Source organism: Gelidimonas diazotrophica (assembly GCF_055694025.1).
In genome coordinates this window covers 3,306,231-3,323,811 of sequence record NZ_CM146349.1, presented here as the reverse complement: position 1 = coordinate 3,323,811, position 17,581 = coordinate 3,306,231, and the positions used below count along the sequence as shown (strand labels likewise).

At 54.4% G+C, this 17,581-nt stretch carries 17 protein-coding genes; all 17 read left to right on the top strand.

Annotated features, from left to right (window positions below; all coding sequences use genetic code 11):
• Window positions 1–101: 101 nt before the first annotated feature.
• The 17 genes from KGFNPO_RS15465 to KGFNPO_RS15385 all read left to right on the top strand — a co-directional run bounded on the left by KGFNPO_RS15465 (window position 102) and on the right by KGFNPO_RS15385 (window position 17,519).
• Entirely contained in the window at window positions 102–1,913 is a 1,812-nt protein-coding gene (locus tag KGFNPO_RS15465) for an NAD(P)H-dependent oxidoreductase subunit E (protein WP_472632127.1), read from the top strand.
• Window positions 1,910–2,611, top strand: coding sequence for a 2Fe-2S iron-sulfur cluster-binding protein (locus tag KGFNPO_RS15460; protein WP_472632126.1), 702 nt, complete (start codon window positions 1,910–1,912; stop codon window positions 2,609–2,611). Before KGFNPO_RS15465 ends, KGFNPO_RS15460 begins: the two co-directional genes overlap by 4 nt.
• Entirely contained in the window at window positions 2,608–3,258 is a 651-nt protein-coding gene (locus KGFNPO_RS15455; protein WP_472632125.1) for an NADH-quinone oxidoreductase subunit B family protein, read from the top strand. Before KGFNPO_RS15460 ends, KGFNPO_RS15455 begins: the two co-directional genes overlap by 4 nt.
• A 13-nt stretch (window positions 3,259–3,271) precedes the next feature.
• On the top strand, window positions 3,272–4,738 hold the full coding sequence (locus KGFNPO_RS15450; protein WP_472632124.1) for a Ni/Fe hydrogenase subunit alpha: 1,467 nt from the start codon (window positions 3,272–3,274) through the stop codon (window positions 4,736–4,738).
• The gene (locus KGFNPO_RS15445) at window positions 4,722–5,258 is read left to right on the top strand and encodes a hydrogenase maturation protease (RefSeq protein ID WP_472632123.1); all 537 of its coding nucleotides are present in this window, start codon (window positions 4,722–4,724) and stop codon (window positions 5,256–5,258) included. Before KGFNPO_RS15450 ends, KGFNPO_RS15445 begins: the two co-directional genes overlap by 17 nt.
• Before the next feature lie 18 nt (window positions 5,259–5,276).
• Window positions 5,277–5,777, top strand: coding sequence for a Crp/Fnr family transcriptional regulator (locus KGFNPO_RS15440; protein WP_472632122.1), 501 nt, complete (start codon window positions 5,277–5,279; stop codon window positions 5,775–5,777).
• A 3-nt stretch (window positions 5,778–5,780) separates the two neighbouring features.
• Window positions 5,781–6,128, top strand: a complete 348-nt coding sequence (locus KGFNPO_RS15435) for a hydrogenase maturation nickel metallochaperone HypA/HybF (RefSeq protein ID WP_472632121.1) — start codon at window positions 5,781–5,783, stop codon at window positions 6,126–6,128.
• Window positions 6,129–6,455: 327 nt separating this feature from the next.
• Window positions 6,456–7,031: a HupE/UreJ family protein gene (locus KGFNPO_RS15430; protein ID WP_472632120.1), complete on the top strand. Its 576-nt coding sequence runs from the start codon at window positions 6,456–6,458 to the stop codon at window positions 7,029–7,031.
• A gap of 135 nt (window positions 7,032–7,166) precedes the next feature.
• Window positions 7,167–8,171 (top strand): hydrogenase nickel incorporation protein HypB, encoded by a 1,005-nt coding sequence (hypB, locus tag KGFNPO_RS15425; protein WP_472632119.1) that lies wholly within the window; start codon window positions 7,167–7,169, stop codon window positions 8,169–8,171.
• Between the two features lie 2 nt (window positions 8,172–8,173).
• Entirely contained in the window at window positions 8,174–9,370 is a 1,197-nt protein-coding gene (locus KGFNPO_RS15420) for a Kae1-like domain-containing protein (protein ID WP_472632118.1), read from the top strand.
• Window positions 9,361–9,609: a HypC/HybG/HupF family hydrogenase formation chaperone gene (locus KGFNPO_RS15415; RefSeq protein WP_472632117.1), complete on the top strand. Its 249-nt coding sequence runs from the start codon at window positions 9,361–9,363 to the stop codon at window positions 9,607–9,609. Before KGFNPO_RS15420 ends, KGFNPO_RS15415 begins: the two co-directional genes overlap by 10 nt.
• Window positions 9,606–10,745, top strand: a complete 1,140-nt coding sequence (gene hypD / locus KGFNPO_RS15410; protein ID WP_472632116.1) for a hydrogenase formation protein HypD — start codon at window positions 9,606–9,608, stop codon at window positions 10,743–10,745. Before KGFNPO_RS15415 ends, hypD begins: the two co-directional genes overlap by 4 nt.
• Window positions 10,742–11,794: a hydrogenase expression/formation protein HypE gene (gene hypE, locus KGFNPO_RS15405; RefSeq protein ID WP_472632115.1), complete on the top strand. Its 1,053-nt coding sequence runs from the start codon at window positions 10,742–10,744 to the stop codon at window positions 11,792–11,794. Before hypD ends, hypE begins: the two co-directional genes overlap by 4 nt.
• 2 nt (window positions 11,795–11,796) lie before the next feature.
• Window positions 11,797–13,551 carry an enoyl-CoA hydratase-related protein gene (locus tag KGFNPO_RS15400; RefSeq protein ID WP_472632114.1) on the top strand — a complete coding sequence of 585 codons (1,755 nt, stop codon included), beginning with the start codon at window positions 11,797–11,799 and terminating at the stop codon, window positions 13,549–13,551.
• Window positions 13,548–15,020 (top strand): sigma-54-dependent transcriptional regulator, encoded by a 1,473-nt coding sequence (locus KGFNPO_RS15395; protein WP_472632113.1) that lies wholly within the window; start codon window positions 13,548–13,550, stop codon window positions 15,018–15,020. The genes KGFNPO_RS15400 and KGFNPO_RS15395 overlap by 4 nt, the downstream gene beginning before the upstream one ends.
• Complete coding sequence (locus KGFNPO_RS15390) at window positions 15,017–16,051, top strand: NADH-quinone oxidoreductase subunit B family protein (RefSeq protein WP_472632112.1); 1,035 nt, start codon at window positions 15,017–15,019, stop codon at window positions 16,049–16,051. Before KGFNPO_RS15395 ends, KGFNPO_RS15390 begins: the two co-directional genes overlap by 4 nt.
• Window positions 16,052–16,058: 7 nt before the next feature.
• A complete protein-coding gene (locus KGFNPO_RS15385; protein ID WP_472632111.1) occupies window positions 16,059–17,519 on the top strand; it encodes a nickel-dependent hydrogenase large subunit in 1,461 nt (486 codons plus the stop codon).
• Window positions 17,520–17,581 lie beyond the last annotated feature (62 nt).

The following is a 17,581-nucleotide window of genomic DNA, read 5'->3' as shown; positions in this document are numbered from 1 at the left end:
TGATATTTCGATTAAATAGCTGGTTGCTTTATAAGTTAAATAAAAATGACTTATTTGCCCCCGCCTTATTTGTGATCAACTTTAGATGGGACTAAAAGTTTATGGAAAAAATTCACGAAATACTTGCGCATCACAATTTAGACAGAACCCGCTTAATGGATATTCTTTGGGATATCCAGCATCAGTGGGGTTACATTCCAGATGAATTGTTACCAGAAATGGCAGACAAACTCGGTTTGACTGAGTTGGATATACGGGAGACCTATTCTTTTTATCATTTTTTTCTTGGCAAGCCTCCGGCAAAGCATCAAATTTATTTAAGTGACACGGTTATCGCAAAAATGCATGGTTATCAGGCTGTCTACGATGCGCTTGAACAAGAAACAGGATGTGTCTTTGGTAAAAAAGATGCCACAGGAACATTCGGCCTGGAAACAACATCTTGTATCGGCCTAAGTGACCAAGAACCCGCAATGCTGATTGGCAAAGAGGTGTTCACGCGATTAACGCCGGAAAAAGTGTCGCAGATTATCAGTCGTTTAAAGGGTGGGGAATTTCCCGCGCACATCGTCAATCCTGATGGTTTGGCAAGCGATACCTTAGCGTACGTTAATACGATGGTGGACTCCAACATTCGTGAACGAGGTACGTTATTTTTTCAAGAGGAAAAGAATTTCAAAACCTTGTTGGATCAGCTACTTGGCAGTCGTCCTGAAGTGGTGATTAACATTGTTTCGGAATCGGGATTGCGTGGGCGCGGCGGTGCCGGCTTTTCAACGGGACTGAAATGGCGCCTTTGTTCAGATAACGATGAGAAAACACGATTTGTCATCTGCAATGCGGACGAGGGCGAGCCAGGTACATTCAAGGACCGGGTTTTGTTGATGGAGTCTCCCAAGGAAGTTATTTTCGGCATGATCACTGCCGGTTATGCCATCGGTGCGCAAGAAGGCATCATTTACATGCGCTCTGAATACTACTATCTCAAGGATTATCTTGAAAAGCAGCTGGCCGATTTCCGTGCACTTGGCCTGCTGGGTAAGGGCATTGGCGGAAAGCCGGAGTTCGATTTCGACATCCGTATCCAGATGGGGGCGGGCGCTTACATTTGCGGTGATGAGACTGCCCTGATCGAATCCATGGAAGGCAAACGCGGCACACCGCGTGTTAAACCGCCTTACCCTGTCAATATCGGTTATCTCGGCAAGCCAACGAGTGCCAATAATGTCGAAACCTTTGTGGCAGTAACCAGCATCATGGAAAAGGGGGCTACCTGGTTTAAATCCATGGGTACCGACGAATCGGCAGGCACCCGGCTGTTAAGTATTTCCGGTGATTGCGATGCGCCAGGCATCTATGAAATCGAGTGGGGCATCACACTTAACGAGGTGTTGAAAAAAGTGGGTGCCAAAGATCCGTGGGCAGTACAAATCAGTGGTCCGTCGGGCGATTGCGTCTCGGTTGAAAAGGATGGCAATCGGGCCATTGCGTTGGAAGACCTCTCTTGTAACGGGTCGTTCATGATATTTAATCGTTCCCGTGATCTGCTTGCCATCGTTCAGCATTTCATGCAGTTCTTTGTCAATGAATCGTGCGGAATTTGTGTTCCCTGCCGTTCCGGCAATGTCGATTTGTTCAAAAAAATCACCCGTGTCATTGACGGCAAGGCATGTCAAAAAGATCTGGATGAAGTGGTCGTCTGGGGCAAACTGGTGCGCAAGACAAGTCGCTGCGGACTGGGCGGCACGTCACCTAAACCGATACTTACGACACTGGAAAAATTCCCTGAGCTATATCAGGCAAAACTGGTACAGCAGGATGGTCCGCTACTGCCTTCCTTTGATCTGAAAGAAAGTCGCAGGGGATATCTGGAAGCGATCTCGGCGCTGAACGATAGGAGAATTGAATCGTGATTCAAATCAAAATAGATGGAAAAAATATCAATGCCCGCAAAGGCGCCAATCTGGTCGATGTCGCCTCGGAAAATGGCATTTACATTCCGACGCTTTGTTATCTGAAAGGCCAACCGTGCTTAGGAACCTGTCGCGTTTGTTCGGTGAAAGTGGGCGGCGCAACTGCCGCTGCCTGTACCGTTCCTGTCGCTCACGGGATGGAAGTCGAGGTCAACGAGCCAGAAATCACGGATATGCGCAAAGCGCTGGTTGAAAGCCTGTTTGCAGAAGGTACGCACAACTGTCCAAGCTGTGAAAAAAGTGGTCGCTGTGATTTGCAGGCAGTGGGTTACGAAGTCGGGATGATGGTGTCTCGCTTCGAATATCGATTCACATCACGGCAAAAAGATTATGGGTCCGAAAAGATTCTACTCGAGCGGGATCGTTGTATTTTTTGTCAGCGTTGCGTGGAATTTGTTCGTGATGAAGAAACAGGAAAAAAAATCTTCAGTATTAGCGGCCGTGGTACTAACGCACGCATTGAAATTAATGCTGAACTCGCCAATAAAATGACTGCTGAGCAAGTTACTCGTGCAGTTGATCTTTGTCCGGTCGGCACAATTATTGAAAAAAAGGTTGGCTTCAATGATCCGATCGGGAAACGAAAATTCGATATTAAGTCGGTACGTGAACGCGCATTAGAGGGAGGCGATAAATGAGCAATCATTCTGTGAAGGAAGTTAATCCTACTGACAACGTAATGTTCAGTCACGATTTACCTAAAACCCCAGCGGATGCTGCGTTTCTGGCAAGCCAGGAAGGAAAAATCAACGTATCCATGATTGGCTTGTGTGGCTGCTGGGGCTGTACTCTGTCATTTCTTGATATGGATGAACGGCTTTTGGGCCTTTTGGATAAGGTCACCATTCTGCGTTCATCATTAACCGACGTCAAACGCATTCCAGAACGCTGTGTAGTTGGCTTTGTTGAAGGCGGCGTGGCCAACGAAGAAAACATTGAGACATTGGAACATTTCCGTGAGAATTGCGACATCCTGATCTCGGTCGGTGCCTGTGCTGTCTGGGGTGGCGTACCTGCCATGCGTAATCAAGAGTCACTCACCGATTGTCTTGAGGAAGCCTATATCAATTCTGCCACCGCCGTACCTGGTGTAATCCCCATTATTCCCAATCATCCTGATATCCCAAGGATAACGACCAAAGTTTATCCCTGCCACGAAGTGGTCAAGATGGATTACTTTATCCCCGGATGCCCACCTGATGGAGATGCTATTTTCAAGGTACTGGATGACCTTGTAAATGGACGCGCAGTGAATCTGCCTACATCAATGAATCGATACGATTAAAAGGATATCTATTATGAGCAGGAAACTGATTATCGACCCCGTTACCCGTATCGAAGGGCATGGAAAAGTCACCATCCATCTGGATGATGATAACAATGTCATTGATGCGAAATTGCACGTGGTTGAATTTCGTGGCTTTGAAAAATTCATTCAGGGGCATCCTTACTGGGAAGCGCCGATGCTTTTGCAGCGTATTTGTGGAATCTGTTTTGTCAGCCATCATCTGTGTGGAGCTAAAGCACTGGATGATATGGTGGGTGTCGGTTATTCCACACATAATCTGATTACCCCCACTGCGGAGAAGATGCGTCGATTAGGGCATTACGCACAGCAACTGCAGTCTCACTCGACGGCTTATTTTTACCTGATCGTGCCGGAAATGCTGTTTGGTATGGATGCGGCGCCCGAAAAGCGCAATGTGCTGGGTTTGGCGGTCGCTAATCCGGAACTGGTTAAACGGGTTGTCATGCTGCGCAAATGGGGACAGGAACTCATTCAGGCGGTACTGGGTAAGAAAATGCACGGCATCAGTTCCATTCCCGGTGGCGTGAATAACAATTTAACTGCTGAAGTACGGGATAGATTCATCAAAGGTGATGCTGGCCTTCCCAGTATTGATAAGGTTATCGAATATGCGATGGAAGGCCTGCAACTGTTTTATGACTTCCATGAGAAAAACCGCGCCATGGTGGATACCTTCGGGGATGCACCAGCATTGGACATGTGCCTGGTTGACGATAATGGCGATGTCGACTATTACCACGGCAAGATGCGCATTATTGATAACGACAAGAACGTCGTTCGCGAATTGGATTATCACGATTATCTTGGCCATTTCTCTGAAGCGACGGAAGAATGGAGCTATATGAAGTTCCCGTTCTTGAAGGAACTCGGTCGGGAAAAAGGTTCGGTGCGAGTTGGCCCATTGGCGCGGGTGAATGTCACAAAATCGTATTCAACGCCACTGTCACAAGCCGCGCTGGAAAAATTTCATTCCTATAACAAAGGCAAGTCCAGTAATAAGACCTTGCATACCAATTGGGCCAGAGCTATCGAAATTCTGCACTCCGCCGAATTGATCAAGGAGTTGTTGAATGATCCGGATCTACAAAAAGATCAGCTGGTGGTCACCGCAACGGATGTGATGTGGACGGGTGAAGGAGTGGGCGTGGTGGAAGCACCGCGCGGCACTTTGCTGCATCACTACAAGGCCAATAAGGAAGGCAATATTACCTTCGCCAATCTGGTCGTCGCCACCACACAAAACAATCAGGTAATGAATCGTACCGTGCGTAGCGTGGCCGAAGAATACTTGGGCGGCAAGGCCGAGATCACGGAAGGCATGATGAACGCGATCGAGGTCGGTATTCGGGCGTATGACCCCTGCCTGAGTTGTGCCACCCATGCTCTAGGTGAAATGCCACTGGAAGTGACGCTGCTTGACGCGAAAGGAAATCAAATTGATGAACGCAGAAAGTAATCTCACGCTGGATTATTTTAATGATGAGCTAGCCCTGATTTACGGGATAGGTAATATCGGACGTCAGGATGATGGCCTTGGCTGGGAATTTATCGACTGGCTTGAAACAACGTCTGCCTGCCCAAAAGCGGAAAAAGTGAAGTTTTATCACCTTAACTTGGAAGACGCTGATTTGATCAGCCATAAACAGCGGGTGTTATTTATCGATGCGTCAAAGGATACGACGCTGGATAGTTTTCGCTTGTACAAAGCGGAGCCGAAAATGGATTTCAGTTTCACTTCGCACACGATGTCGATAGAAACCGTGATGGCAACGTGTCAGCAGGTATTCGGCAACATACCTGAAGTGTATGTGCTCGCCATCCGTGGTTATGAATGGGAGCTGCAACTCGGACTCACAGAACAAGCGAAAAAAAATCTGGATCATGCGGCCAGTCAGTTTAGCCGTACTGCAATGGAGCGTTCTCCGACAACAGACAAGCGCTTACCAACGCCAATTTTGGCGCGTGCTTTTTCATGACCACTATCTGGAAAAATAATGAAAACAAATACTGAAGAGCTGACACAATTAATTTATAACGCACCGATTGGCCAATATATCGGCGAACATGGCGCAAAGATACTGGCAGAGAGGGCGGCGCAGAAGCTGGATTTGGAAGATGATGAAGTGCTGTGTGAAAAAGGCGTGTCAACCAACAGTTTTTACATAGTCACCAAGGGGCGCCTGGCAATTACCAGTGAGTCCAAGGAAAAACAGACGCCTGGTATTTTGCATGTTCTCGAAAAAGGCGACCTGATCGGCGAGCTGAGTTTTATTGATGGTTCCGGCCACGCCGATACGGTGCGTTCGTTAGGAAACTCCTGTGTGATCAGTTTTAACAAGGCTGACATCGCCCCATTGATCAGTGAAAACCCGGAGCTTATATTCAATTTCATGCGCGCCGTGATCAAGCGTGTTCACAGTACATTAACTGCCATTAATCGTCAGCAAAACGAACTGTTAACTTATATCCAGACCGGCGGCAGGGGGCGCTTGTAATCCATGCATGAAGTGAGTCTCGCCAGCGGTATTCTGAAGATCGTCGAAGCAGCGGAACAGCGCGAGCATTTTGCCCGTGTCACGCTGCTACGACTGGAAGCAGGCACCTTGTGCGGTGTGGAAGTGCGGGCTTTGCGTTTTGCGCTGGAAGTGATGGCGCAGGATACCTGCCTGCAGCATGCCTGCATCGAAATCGAGACACCTGCCGGTCAGGCGTGGTGCCTGCAATGCAAAACCACCGTGACGATGCTGGCGCACGGCGATGCTTGCGAGCACTGCGGCAACTACCAACTAAAGGCCACTAGCGGTAGTGAATTGCGGGTCCTTGACATGATGGTTGAAGATAATTAACTGGCCTTACGCATTGTGAATGGCATATGCAGAAAACGGCCGCTCTGGTGTAGGAAAGGGGTGGATTATGGCCTCTTTTAACATGGGTATATTTAGCTTACGCAATGAATATAAGCGGTAATTGCCATGAAAATTGGCATACTCCGTTATTATATAAACACTCTCTGCGCCGGCTCCAGTTCGCGCTTTTCATGTCTTTCGTGGACAATATTTTCACTTGTAGTAGATCTGCGTAACGTCAGATAGGTAACTTCAGATGATGAGGGCCGCTGTCATCACACCGTCATCCGAAGCATTGATATCAAATTTATATTCCAGGAGAATTATATGAGCAGTAAATTTATTCGTGGGTGCATCGCTCTGGCCGCCGTAGTGTTTTGTGGCGTAGCCAATGCCCATCCGGGTCATGGCGGCGGCTTGATGGCGGGTGTCGCGCATCCACTATTCGGTCTTGATCATTTGCTGGCAATGGTCGCAGTCGGGGTCTGGGCATATCAGTTGGGCGGTCGTGCAACATGGCTAGTGCCAGCCAGTTTTGTGGGACTCATGGCGGTTGCCGGTGGTGCCGGCATGGTTAATATTGGATTGCCGATGGTCGAAATTGGCATCGCGATGTCGGTGCTGGTACTGGGGTGCCTGATTGCGTTTTCGGTACGTGTTACGCCGGCAATCGGTGCTGCGATCGTGGCGTTGTTCGCCATTTTTCATGGCTATGCCCACGGTGCCGAAATGCCTCAGCTGGGCAGCGCATGGCAATACGGCATCGGCTTCATCGTGTCCACTGCAGTCTTGCATGGCGTAGGTCTTGTACTTGGTAAGGGCATGGATAAACAGGGCTGGTTGTTACGCGCAGCGGGGGCGATGGTGGCCGCCAGCGGCGCCTGGATGATGGCAGCCATCTGACAGGAAGTCTGCTTCACTCCCCTTCTGCCACCCGCCACCCGCAGGAGAGGGGGAGCACTAACAGTGCAGAACATCAGTAGAATCAACGAGACAGGTCAAACCTGCCAGACGTCAAATCGAAAAAGGAGATGCGCCATGTGTGTTGTATGTGGATGCGCGAACGACAAACAGGCCGGTCAGCCGGAAATCGCTAACAAACAAGCCCATGCGCATGATCACCCTCATCCGCATGGACATGACGGTGTGCAGCAGCATCACCATGCCGCGGATCATGTGGCAGTCGATGCCGCGAGCGGTGATTTGCATTATGGCGCTGGTCTTGCCAACGTCTCGGTACCGGGGATGAGTCAAGCGCGGGCGATTCGCCTGGAACAAGATGTGTTGGGTGAAAACAATCGCCATGCGGCGCACAACCGAGAGCATTTCGCCGGCCATGGCATCCTTGCATTGAATCTGGTATCGAGTCCCGGCTCCGGCAAGACCACATTGCTGTGCGCGACCATCGACGCCTTGAACCGGCGCGCTGGCGGTGTGCCGGTTGCCGTGATCGAAGGCGATCAGCAGACTAGCTTCGACGCCGACCGCATCCGTGCCACCGGTGTTCCGGCAATCCAGATTAACACCGGCAAAGGCTGTCATCTGGATGCACAAATGGTCAGCGATGCCTTCTCACGTCTACCTTTACATCATCACGATGCACCGCAGGCGACGCAGCCGGGCGGTATCTTGTTTATCGAGAACGTCGGCAATCTGGTTTGCCCGTCGATGTGGGATCTTGGCGAGGCAGCGAAGGTCGTCATCCTGTCGGTGACCGAGGGCGAGGATAAGCCGCTCAAGTACCCCGATATGTTTGCAGTGTCGCGTTTGATGGTGCTTAACAAGACGGATCTATTGCCCCATCTGCAGTTCGATGTGGCGCGCTGCATCGAGTACGCGCGGCGTGTCAATCCGCAGATAGAAATTTTGCAATTGTCAGCGGTCAGCGGGGAGGGTATGGATGCATGGCTCGACTGGATCGAGGCCGGTCATCGCAGCGTGGGCGGAGCGCCAGACTCTACACCACCACAACTGCTGACAGATCGCATCACTGCACTGGAAGCCGAACTGGCTGCACTCAAGGTGCAGGCAGGCGGGGTTTGATCATGATACTGCAACCATTGCCAGCGACGAGCAAGGCTGCTTCGGGGGCGATATTGGCCTGCGGCGCTTGGCTCAAGAATGCCGCGTGTCTGCTGCAGGACGACGGCGTGCGCTGGACTCCGGTGCATGGCGATCTGGACGATCCGGCCAATTGCGTTGCGCTGGAAGATTCGGTACATCGTTTGGTGGCGCAGGCAGAGGGTGCGATTGTGGCGGTCGCACATGACTTGCATCCAGATTTTTTTAGTACGCGTCTGGCACTGCGCATCGCAGGGCAGCTTGGTGTGCCCGCAATCGCCGTACAACATCATCATGCACACATCGGCGTGGCGATGGCCGAGTATGGATTACAGGAAGCGGTCATTGGTCTGGCGCTTGATGGCGTCGGTCTGGGTACGGACGGGCTTGCGTGGGGTGGTGAGTTGTTGCGGGTGGATGGCGCGGCATGGCAGCGTCTCGGACATTTGCAGGAGCTGGTGCTACCCGGCGGCGATGTCGCTGCGCGTGAGCCGTGGCGCATGGCTGCCGCCGCCTTGCATGCGCTGGGCCGCGCTGATGAAGTCACGCAACGGTTTTCTGGTAGTGTCGGCCTGATGGCTGCGCGTACCGTGCAGGCCATGCTGGAGCGCGGCATTCATTGCCCGGCAACGACGGGTGCCGGCCGCTGGTTCGATGCGGCAGCGGGTGCCCTCGGAATCAGCGTCAAACAACAGTTTGAAGCGGAAGCGGCGATCGCGCTGGAAAAAATGGCGGTAGCGTATTTGGCCGATCATGGCGAAACGGAACATACTGGGAATTACACGCTTGATGCAGATGGCACCCTGGACTTGCGGCCGCTGTTGGCAAGCCTGTTCGCGCTGGCCGATCACGGCAATCCGCAAGCCATCGCTCGTGGTGCAGCACTCTTCCATCTGACGCTGGTGGATGCGCTGGTGGCATGGATTGACCAGGCCACTAGTGTCCAATCTGCGGCCACCATCGTTCTTGGTGGCGGCTGTTTCCTGAACCGCATCATGACCGGGCGCCTGCACGCCGCATTGACACGACGCGGCTTGCGCGTCTTGCTGCCGCAAATGGTTTCCTGCGGCGACTCCGGGTTGGCACTCGGTCAAGCTTGGGTCGCCCGTCAGCAATTGATGGCTGTCCACAGTTCGTACGATTCTGAATTGCTTTTTAATGAGGTCATCCCATGTGTTTAGCAATCCCTGTTCGTGTCGTGGAAGTGCTGTCCAATCAACAGGCCATGATCGACCTGTCTGGCGTACGCAAGAAAATTTCCACCGCGCTGCTTGATAGCGTGGAAGTGGGTGATTATGTGATTCTGCATGTCGGCTACGCCATCGGTAAGCTCGATCCGGAAGAGGCGCTGCGCACGCTGGCGTTATTCGGTGAATTGGCAATGTTTGAATCGAACTCTGCGGAGGCTCTCCCATCATGAAATACATTGATGAATTTCGCGATGGCGATATCGCGCAAAAAATCGCCGCACGCATCCGCATTGAAACCAATCCGGTACGGAACTACAGTTTCATGGAATTTTGCGGCGGTCATACGCATGCGATTTCGCGCTACGGAGTGAGCGAATTGTTGCCCGATAACGTGCGCATGATCCATGGCCCTGGGTGCCCGGTCTGTGTGCTGCCGATCGGCCGCATCGACCACGCATTGACACTGGCGCTGGAACGCAATGTGATTGTCTGCACCTATGGCGACACAATGCGCGTACCGGCCTCCGGCGGGATGTCGCTGATCAAGGCCAAGGCGCGCGGCGGTGATATCCGCATGGTGTACTCGGCCTCGGATGCACTCCGGATCGCGCAAGAGAATCCGGAACGTGAAGTGGTCTTCTTTGCCATCGGTTTCGAAACCACCACGCCGCCGACGGCATTGGTGATCCGCGATGCCCACGCGCGCGGCCTCGATAATTTCAGTGTCTTGTGCTGCCACGTGCTGACGCCGTCGGCCATCACGCATATTCTCGAGTCGCCGGAAGTGCGCGATTACGGCACTGTACCGATCGACGGCTTCATCGGGCCGGCCCATGTGAGCATAGTCATCGGTTCCGATCCGTATGTGCATTTTGCTGAGGAATACCGCAAGCCAGTGGTGATCGCCGGCTTCGAGCCACTCGATGTGATGCAGGCGATCCTGATGCTGATTCGCCAGGTCAATGAAGGCCGTTGCGAAGTGGAAAACGAATTCGCCCGTGCGGTGAGTGCTCATGGCAACTTGACCGCGCAGGCTTTGGTGTCCGAGGTGTTTGAGCTGCGACCGACATTCGAATGGCGCGGCCTGGGTGAAGTGCCATACAGCGCATTACGCATCCGGTCTAATTATGCACAATTCGATGCGGAGCGGCGCTACGACCTTGCTTACAAGCCTGTGCCCGATAACAAGGCTTGTGAATGCGGCGCGATCCTGCGCGGGGTGAAGAAACCTGTCGATTGCAAGATATTCGGTACCGTCTGCACACCGGAAAATCCGATGGGGTCGTGCATGGTTTCGAGTGAAGGAGCCTGTGCCGCGCATTATTCTTACGGTCGATTCAGGGACATCGCAGTGGTGGCAGCATGAATAGCGTGGTCAAAAAAAGTTATGTCCGTTCGCTCGACTTCAAGAAGGGCTGCATCGACATGGGACACGGTGCCGGCGGTCGCGCATCGGCGCAGCTGATTGAAGAATTGTTTCTTGCCGCATTCGATAACGAGTGGCTGCGTCAGGGTAACGATCAGGCCAGTTTTACGGTGCCTGCCGGTCGCATGGTGATGGCGACCGATGCGCATGTGGTGTCGCCATTATTTTTTCCTGGTGGCGATATTGGCTGCCTGTCGGTGCATGGCACCATCAATGATGTCGCTATGTCCGGTGCCCAGCCGTTGTATCTGTCTGCCAGTTTTATCATCGAAGAAGGTTTCGCTCTGTCGGAACTCAAGCGCATTGTCGACTCGATGGCGCAAGCAGCGCGCGAGGCGGGCGTGCCGATCATTACCGGCGATACCAAGGTCGTTGAGCGCGGGAAGGGCGATGGCGTGTTCATTACCACCACCGGTATTGGCGTGGTGCCGCCCGGTATTGTCATTGACGGTGCCGGCGCCCGTGCCGGTAACGTAATTCTGATTTCAGGCACGATCGGCGACCATGGCGTGGCGATCATGTCGAAACGCGAATCGCTCGACTTCGAAACTGAAATTCTGTCTGATACCGCGGCCCTGCATGGCCTGGTCGCGCACATGCTGGCGGTGGTGCCGGGCGTGCGCGTCTTGCGCGACCCGACGCGTGGCGGGCTGGCCACCACGCTCAACGAGATTGCCAAACAATCCGGTGTCGGCATGGAACTGGAGGAAACGGCGATTCCGGTGTCGCCGCAAGTCGATGCCGCATGCGAATTTCTCGGACTCGACCCGCTGTACGTCGCCAATGAAGGCAAACTGGTTGCCATCTGCGCAGCGGAAGACGCCGAACAACTGTTGGCGGCCATGCGCACGCATCCGCTGGGCGCAAATGCCGCGCGCATCGGCGCGGTAACCGATGATCCGCATGGCTTCGTGCAGATGCGGACCCGTTTCGGCGGACGACGCGTGGTCGACTGGCTGTCTGGCGAGCAACTGCCGCGTATCTGCTGATCATGCGCATACTTTTTCTCACGCATAGTTTTAATAGCCTGACGCAACGGCTGTTTGTGGCGTTGCGCGGGTGCGGGCATCTGGTGTCTGTTGAGCTCGATATCGCTGATTCAGTGAGTGAAGAAGCGGTGGCCTTGTTCAAGCCCGATCTGATCGTCGCGCCCTTTTTGAAACGAGCGATCCCGGCCTCGATCTGGCAGCAGCATGTGTGCTTGGTGGTGCATCCGGGGATTGTCGGCGACCGCGGTTCCTCGGCGCTCGACTGGGCCATACTCGACGGAGAAGCCGAATGGGGCGTGACGGTCTTGCAAGCCAACGCAGAAATGGATGGCGGTGATATTTGGGCGCACGTCAATTTTCCATTGCGCATCACCAAAAAAAGTAGTGTGTATCGCACCGAAGTGACAGATGCAGCGGTGCATGCAGTGCTGGCGGCAGTCGAAAAATTCGCTGCCGGTACACGGCCGTTGCCACTGGCGGAGATGGCGGTTGCTGGCGGGCGTTTGCGGCCATCGCTGCCACAGACGCAGCGTAGGATCGACTGGCAGCGCGATTGCAGCGCGGAGGTTCTGGCAAAAATATACAGTGCAGACAGCGTACCTGGCGTGTTGGATTGCCTGTTCGATGTGCCCTGTTATTTGTACGACGCCCATCCCGCCACCTCGGCAGTACTGGCCTCCGTGGCGGGTGCTGCGGGTGAGATCGTCGCCCGGCGCGATCATGCAGTATTGCGGCGAACCATCGATGGTGGTGTCTGGATCGGTCATGCCCGTCCTCTGCAAACGGATGATGCTGCCGACAAGCCATTCAAGTTGCCGGTCGCGCAGTGCTTCCCAGAACACGTCGCGCAGTTGCCTGAACGGCCGGCAGAGTTGATGCGATCATTCGATGAATGGGGCGAATTGCGTTATCGTGAAGACGGTTTGGTCGGCTTTCTGTCGTTTGATTTTTACAATGGTGCAATGTCGACCGAACAATGTCAGAACTTGCGTGCAGCCGTCCAATTTGCCCGGCAGCGCCCGACGCGTGTATTGGTATTGTTGGGAGGAGAAGATTTTTTCAGTAACGGCATACACTTGAACCGTATCGAAGCGGCGGCGCACCGCCCATCCGAAAGTGCCGCCGACGAATCTTGGAATAACATCAATGCAATGGATGACCTTGCACTGGAAATACTCACTGCCACCGATCACCTCACAGTGTCAGCGTTGCGTGGCAACGCCGGAGCGGGAGGCGCATTTTTGGCACTGGCGGCCGATTTTGTCTGGGGGCACGAGAATGTTTTGTTGAACCCGCATTACAAAAACATGGGTAATCTGTATGGCTCCGAATATTGGACTTATCTGTTGCCGCAGCGCGTTGGCGCAGAGGGTGCACGCGGGCTGATGCAGGACCGGCTTCCGTTGGCAGCTTCGGACGCACTCAGGATCGGTTTGGTCGATGCCGTATTCGGGCAAGATGCATCTGCATTTTTCAATGAGGTTGGGGTGCGTGCGTCGGCGCTGGCGCAGTCGGAGGATTTCGAGGCACAGCTTGCCGCCAAACGTGCCCGGCGCGGACGGGATGAAGCAGTCAAGCCCTTGCAGCGCTATCGCGAAGAGGAGCTGGCGCGTATACGCCGTAATTTTTATGGCTTCGATCCGAGTTACCACGTAGCGCGTTATCATTTTGTGCATAAGATGCCCCATGCCTGGACGCCGCGTCATCTGGCGATCCACCGTACTGGATCGTCGCCTCAATCGCGTGTCGCATCATGAGCGGTTTTGGCGTTAATAACTTGCCGAGTGTGCTGGTAGTTGATGATGAAACCGGCTCGCAGGATGCGATTCGGCGTACGCTCGAAGAAGATTTTAATGTATCTACGGCTGGCTCCGCCGACGAGGCACGTATCTCGATGGAGCGTCACGAACCCGCCGTGATCTTGTGTGATCAGCGCATGCCAGGCACCTCCGGAGTGCAATTTCTAAAGGAAGTGCGCGAGCGCTGGCCCAATGTCGTACGCATCATCCTCTCCGGCTATACAGATTCTGAAGACATCATTGCCGGTATCAATGACGCCGGCGTTTATCAATATATATTGAAGCCGTGGATGCCGGATCACTTGCTGGATGCGGTGCGTTGTGCTGTTGAGGCGCGCATTTTGCAACTGCAGATGCACCGTCTGGATTTAGATCTGCGTACCAGCACATCAGTGTTGTTGGCGCGTACTGCAGAAAAACAGACCCAGCTCCAGAATACATTCGACTTCAATCGCATCATTCGGGTGGCCGGCAGCCCGATGGACGGCATTTGTGAACTGGCCGCACGCGTAGCGCGTTACGACTTGTCGGTATTGGTGCTGGGCGAGTCAGGCAGCGGCAAAGAGTTGCTGGCGCGTGCGATTCACTATGCGAGTCCGCGTGCAGAAGGTGTATTCGTGATGGAAAACTGTGGTGCCATTTCGGATAACTTGCTCGAATCTGAATTGTTCGGGCACAAGCGCGGATCGTTTACGGGCGCTTACGATGACCATATCGGAATTTTTCAGCGTGCCGATGGCGGCACCGTGTTGCTAGATGAGATCGGCGATACCTCGTTTGCATTTCAGGTCAAGCTGTTGCGCGTTTTGCAGGAGGGTGAAATCCGTCCGGTAGGCGCTACGCATGCGATTCCGGTTAGTGTGCGGGTGATCGCCGCCACCCATCGTGATCTGGAACAGGAAGTCCACGCAGGTCGCTTTCGCCAGGATTTGTATTATAGGCTAGCCTCCATGACGCTGACCATGCCGCCGCTGCGTGAACGTCCGGGCGATATCGTGCCGATCGCCGAGGCACTGCTGGTCCAGGCTTCGCGAGAGATGGGATTGTCGGCACGCAGCTTTGCACTCGATGCGATGGCGAGCCTGATTACCTATCGCTGGCCAGGCAATATCCGCGAACTGCGTAACGAAATTTATCGGGCAGTCGCCTTGACGCTGTCCGACGATACGTTCATCACGGCGCAGGCCTTCTCCAGTAAAGTATTGCAAGGCCAGCCTGACACGACGGCCGATATTAATGGCGCAGCAGGCATGCATATGCCGCACAGCGGAACCTTGCAGGAGCGACTGGACGTGGTTGAGGCGGCCATCCTGAAAGAAACGCTACTGCGATTGCGCTGGAACAAGACGCACGCCGCGAAGGAACTGGGCCTGTCGCGGGTCGGCTTGCGCAACAAAATGGTCCGTTTGGGACTGGAGAAAAAATGAGGTCTTCTACTGCCTTTGTGACGAAAAAAGCAGGTTTCAACGTGTTGTGGCTCCAGTCTGGCGGCTGCGGCGGTTGCAGCATGTCGCTGCTGTGTGCCGACACCCCAGATTTTTTCGGCGCGCTTACCGATGCCGGCATCAATATGCTGTGGCATCCGTCGCTGTCGATCGAGAGTGGTGCCGATGCCTTGCGACTCCTGCGCGCCTGCATTGACGGCGAGATACCGCTGCATGCGCTTTGCGTGGAAGGTTCGATGCTGCGTGGACCGCATGGCACTGGTCGTTTTCATATCCTGGCAGGCACTGGCAAACCGATGATCGAATGGGTACAGGCGCTGGCGGCGGTGGCTGATTACACGGTGGCGGTCGGCACCTGTGCCGCGTATGGCGGCATTACGGCGGCCGGCAGCAATCCGACCGATGCCTGCGGTCTGCAATATGAAGGCGACCAGATTGGTGGGTTATTGGGTGCGGACTACCGCTCGCGTACCGGGCTGCCGGTGATCAATGTCGCGGGCTGTCCGACGCATCCGAATTGGGTTTTCGAAACCTTGATGGCTCTGGCGGCTGAACTGTTTGATGCAAGCCAGATGGATGCACTTGGGCGGCCACGTTTTTATGCCGATCATCTGGTGCATCACGGTTGCACCCGCAACGAATTTTATGAATTTAAAGCCAGCGCAGAAAAGCCGTCCGACTTGGGCTGCATGATGGAGCATATGGGTTGCAAGGGCACGCAGGTGCATGCCGACTGCAATACGCGATTGTGGAATGGCGATGGTTCCTGCACTCGCGGCGGTTATGCCTGTATCAGTTGTACCGAGCCCGGTTTCGAAGAGCCCGGCCATGCATTTCATGTCACGCCGAAAATCGCCGGCATCCCGATTGGCCTGCCGACCGATATGCCAAAAGCCTGGTTTATTGCGCTGGCATCGCTGTCGAAATCGGCTACGCCCAAACGGGTGCGCGAAAACGCGACGGCCGACCACCTGGTGGTGGTACCTGCCATTCGCAAGACACGCCTGAAATGAGGATGCTATGACACGATTGATTGTCGGCCCGTTCAATCGGGTTGAAGGCGACCTCGAAGTAAGTCTGGAAATCGTCGATGGCCGAGTCCAAAGCGCGCATGTCAATGCCCCGATGTATCGTGGCTTTGAGCAAATTCTGCTGAATAAACCGGCAATGGATGCGCTGATCTACGTACCGCGCATCTGCGGTATTTGTTCGGTTTCACAATCGGTAGCGGCGGCGCGTGCGCTGGCCGATGCGATGGGTGTGACACCGCCGCCGAATGGCCAACTGGTCACCAACCTGATGCTGGCGACGGAAAATCTGGCCGATCATCTGACCCATTTTTACCTTTTTTTCATGCCTGATTTTACGCGCTCCGATTACGCACAACAGTCGTGGCATGCGGCCGTGCAAGAACGTTTTACGGCGCAACAGGGGCAGCACGCACGACTGGCACTGGCAGCGCGCCAGCGGTGGTTCACGCTGCTCGGGACCCTCGGTGGCAAATGGCCGCATACGCACTCGATCCAGCCGACCGGCTCATCGCGTGCGGTCGATGCCGGTGAGCGTATTCGCCTGCTGGCACGCGTGCGCGAATTCCGGGCATTCCTGGAGCAGATCCTGTTCGGCACACAACTGGAACGCATTGCCGCTATTGACAGCGAAGCGGCACTACGCGAATGGCATGCTGCCGCCGCGCCGGATCATGGCGACCTGCGCCTGTTCCTGACACTGGCCTGGCAGATCGGCCTGGATCACATGGGGCGGGGGCCAGGACTGTACATGTCGAATGGTTCTTATCCGTTGCCGGAGGGTGAACTGACGTTTGCGCGCGGGGTCTGGGATGGCCTGCTCGACCAGGGCTTGCCACTGGATACTGCCGTGATCGGCGAAGACGCCACCCATGCCTGGCTGGCGGATGCCGGCGGACCGCGGCATCCGACCCAAGGCGTGACCTTGCCCGATATCGACAAACCCGATGCCTACACCTGGAACAAGGCGCCCCGGCTTAATGGACGGGTACTCGAAACCGGGGCGCTGGCGCGGCAACTGGTCGATGGGCATCCGCTGATCCACGATGCGGTGAAGCGCTGCGGCGGGACCGTTTATACCCGTGTGCTGGCGCGATTGCTGGAACTGGCACTGGTGGTGCCGGCGATGGAACAATGGATCAAGTCCTTGCGTACCGATACTCCTTATTTTATAGAGGAAACCTTGCCGCAACATGCCGATGGCATGGGATTGACGGAAGCTGCGCGCGGTAGCCTGGGGCACTGGGTATCGATCCGCAAAGGAAAAATTGCCAATTACCAGATCATCGCCCCTACTTCTTGGAACTTCTCGCCGCGCGATGCCGAGGGCGTCCCCGGCGCGCTGGAAGCGGCGCTGGTTGGTGCTGAGGTACGGCCGGGCGAGGAGACGCCGGTGGCGGTGCAGCATATCGTGCGCTCGTTTGACCCCTGCATGGTTTGCACCGTGCATTAATGCTGATATTTTTCTGAAGTCGGTCATGTCGCATCGCAAATCAATTTCCGAAGATTCTCTCT